Origin of the sequence: uncultured Streptococcus sp. (assembly GCF_915066115.1) — a bacterium.
Lineage (GTDB): Bacteria > Bacillota > Bacilli > Lactobacillales > Streptococcaceae > Streptococcus.
This window is the reverse complement of sequence record NZ_CAJZDT010000169.1, coordinates 1-3,166: the sequence shown is the minus strand read 5'-3', so window position 1 is coordinate 3,166 and position 3,166 is coordinate 1. Positions and strand designations below refer to the sequence as shown.

At 43.0% G+C, this 3,166-nt stretch carries 3 protein-coding genes and 2 pseudogenes; 3 read left to right on the top strand and 2 right to left on the bottom strand.

The window, feature by feature from the left end:
• From QZ565_RS08960 to QZ565_RS08950, 3 genes and pseudogenes are all read left to right on the top strand, one after another.
• A pseudogene (locus tag QZ565_RS08960) lies at nucleotides 1-544 on the top strand (choline-binding protein C); the annotation flags it as partial.
• A gap of 194 nt (nucleotides 545-738) precedes the next feature.
• Complete coding sequence (locus tag QZ565_RS08955; RefSeq protein WP_295528446.1) at nucleotides 739-1,593, top strand: VOC family protein; 855 nt, start codon at nucleotides 739-741, stop codon at nucleotides 1,591-1,593.
• 149 nt (nucleotides 1,594-1,742) lie between these two features.
• Nucleotides 1,743-2,000 (top strand): metal-sensitive transcriptional regulator, encoded by a 258-nt coding sequence (locus QZ565_RS08950; RefSeq protein WP_045594097.1) that lies wholly within the window; start codon nucleotides 1,743-1,745, stop codon nucleotides 1,998-2,000.
• 188 nt (nucleotides 2,001-2,188) lie between these two features.
• Here QZ565_RS08950 and QZ565_RS08945 read toward each other — a convergent pair whose 3' ends face one another.
• Together QZ565_RS08945 and QZ565_RS08940 are read right to left on the bottom strand one after the other, a co-directional pair.
• Complete coding sequence (locus tag QZ565_RS08945) at nucleotides 2,189-2,485, bottom strand: rhodanese-like domain-containing protein (RefSeq protein ID WP_201058621.1); 297 nt, start codon at nucleotides 2,483-2,485, stop codon at nucleotides 2,189-2,191.
• A pseudogene (locus tag QZ565_RS08940) lies at nucleotides 2,475-3,131 on the bottom strand (rhodanese-like domain-containing protein); the annotation flags it as partial. The pseudogene QZ565_RS08940 and the gene QZ565_RS08945, both read right to left, overlap by 11 nt.
• Between the last annotated feature and the right edge of the window lie 35 nt (nucleotides 3,132-3,166).

Here is a 3,166-nt window from a genome sequence, read left to right as displayed (position 1 = left end):
GGCTGGTGGATATGGCTCTGCTATTCAGTATACAGAAGTGACTGCCTCAAACCTTTCAACCGTTAAAAGTAAAGCTACAGTTGTAGAAAAATCGTTGAAAGATTTTAGAACATCTACATCTAGTCAGTCTGGCTGGGTACAATCTAATGGTAAATGGTATTTTTATGAATCTGGTGATGTGAAGACAGGCTGGGTGAAAACGGGTGGCAAATGGTACTACTTGAATGATTTAGGTGTCATGCAGACTGGATTTGTAGAAGTTGATGGAGCATGGTATTTCCTTGATAGTTCTGGCGCGATGTTTACAGGTTGGGGAACAGATGGTAGCAGATGGTTCTACTTTGATGGCTCAGGAGCTATGAAGACAGGCTGGTACAAGGAAAATGGTACATGGTATTATCTGGATCAATCAGGTGTCATGAAGACAGGTTGGTTTAAAGTAGGCAAGTACTGGTACTATGCATATGGTTCAGGAGCTTTGGCAGTCAGCACAACAACACCTGACGGTTATAAAGTAAATGGCAATGGTGAATGGGTAAACTAGGCTGAAGATAGTAAGTCATAGGTAAAGTATTTATCGTACTTAGCAAAAAGAATGAACGATAAGAAAGAGGTTGATGGAGAACATCGGCCTCTTTCTTGTTAGAATAGAGACTTCAAGTTGTCTGGCTTGACTTTCTTGAGGGAAGTTATATAATAGTTGTAATAATTAAAGTTACAATAAAAGAGGAAATATTTATGACCTATGAATACAAGAGCCACATTTATTTAGCCGAGGCAGTTTTAAATGTGAAGGACTTGGCGAGTCAAACAGCCTTTTATCAGCAGATGATTGGTTTAGAAATCTTATCTCAGACTGAGACAGAGGCTATTCTGGGACTTGGTGGAAAAGCCTTGGTACACTTGATTCAAGCACAAGAGAGCGGAGAAGTAAGGGAACATTATGGCCTTTACCATCTGGCTATTCTCTTGCCGACACGAAAGGCTTTGGCAGATGTCTTGAAGCACCTGACGGATTTGCAGATTCCTCTTGTCGGTGGTGCAGACCATGGTTACAGCGAGGCCCTTTACTTGGAGGATTTGGAGGGAAATGGCATTGAACTCTATCGAGATAAGCCGGTTTCCACATGGGATATTCGAGAAGATGGACGCATTATTGGGGTGACAGAGGCCCTTGCGGCGCAGGATATCTATGAGTTGGGGGAAAGAGTAGAGCCCTTTATCCTGGCAGAGGGTACGAGAATGGGGCATATCCATCTTTCCGTCAAGGATAGTCGAAAGTCCAGCCAGTTTTATCAAAAGGTGTTAGGACTAGAGGATAAATTCAGTGTGCCTAGTGCTAGTTGGATCGCAGCTGGGGACTACCATCATCATTTGGCAGTCAACGAATGGGGAGGAAAAAGTCTGGCCTCGCGTAAGCAAGGCTTGCCAGGTTTGGCCTATTATGTCATTGAGATTGCTAGTAAAGAAGAACTGTTAACGATTGTCCAACGAGCACAAGAAGTTGATGTGTCAATCAGGTGGTTGACATCTAGCCAGCTGGAAATTACAGACCCAGATGGAATTGTGACTCGTATTCGTTTAGCAAGATAAAACTAGGGATTTCTATCGAGTTATCAGCAAGGCTAGTTTACCTTTTGAAAAGTCTTTGATAACAGAACTGCGTGAGTTGGATGGGCGAGAATTTTGACAAAGAAGCTGATTAGAGATATAATGAAGAAAAATCGAGCAAGGAAAAAGAAATGACAAACTCAAAGTATATTACTCGTTTGAAACGTTCAGAGGGTCAGTTGCGTGGGATTCAAAAGATGATTGAAGAAGATCGTGACTGTGCTGATATTGTGACGCAACTGACAGCCGTGAAATCTAGTGTGGAGCGCGTGATTGAGATGATAATTACCGAAAATCTTACTGAATGTATCAATCAGCCACTAGATGATCCTGAAGCTCAAAAGGCACGCCTAGAAAAGGCTATCCGATACTTGATTAAACGGAAATAAAGAGATGAGAGTTGCAAAGATCTCTGCTAATAGAATAGTTTAATGTGAATCAAGAGAGGCTGGAAAAAGTCTTTAAAATAAAAGAACGCATACTATCAGGTGTTGAAAACCTTGATAGTATGCGTTTTATTGTGGGGAGATTTACTTCACTTTCTCCTGAAATTGAGTTTTTGCCCAGCTCCTTTTGATTATTCTACTTGCCCAGGCCAAGCATTCATACCACCTTCTACGTTGATAACGGTGAGGCCTTGGGCGCTGAGAAAATGACAGGCAGAGGCAGAACGCACTCCACCTTGACAGATAACATGGTATTCATGGTCAGGTTTGAGTTCTTTGTAGCCTTGTTCCAAGGTGCTTAAAGGCAGATTTTTTGCACCTGGTGCATGTCCTGCTTGGAATTCATGTACTTCACGAACATCGATAAGATTTAGATTTTTATGTTGATATTTTTCATAAAAGTCAGCCATACTGATACTAGTTTCCATATTCTACTCCTTCTGGGTTAGCCATTTTGTATAGTGAATAAGCGCCGTCAAGGTTTTGGACGGTAAAGCCTGCTTGTTTGAGGATACGCTCTGCAATATAGCTGCGCAAACCACTGTGGCAGCTAACGATGTAGGCTTGGTTCTTATCTAGTTCGTCCAAGCGTTCCCGTAGTTCGTTTAGGGGGATGTGTATAGTGTCTACCTTAAGTCGACCACTCTGGAATTCGCCACTTGTCCGTACATCTAGGAATTTCTTACCATTAGCTAGTTCGTCTTCGAGCTGGTACCATTGAATATTGTCGCTGAGACCTTCGATAAGGTTTAAGGCTGCGTAGCCCAGCATATTGACGGGATCCTTGGCAGAGCCAAATGGTGGCGCATAGGTGAACTCTAATTCTGGTAAGTCAAAGACGGTGAGATTTCCCTTGATAGCAGTCGCCAGGATATCAATTCGCTTGTCAACACCTTTCTTCCCAACTCCTTGGGCACCGTAGATTTTTCCAGTGGTTGGGTCAAAGAGGAGCTTCAAGGTCATATCAGTAGCGTCTGGATAATAACCAGCGTGGTCTTTACCGCTGACATGGAGTGCCTTGTAAGGAAGTTGATTCATGCCAAGACTACGTTCGCTGAGACCAGTCGAAGCGGCTGGCACTCACAAAGACACGAAGCATCTCACACGCC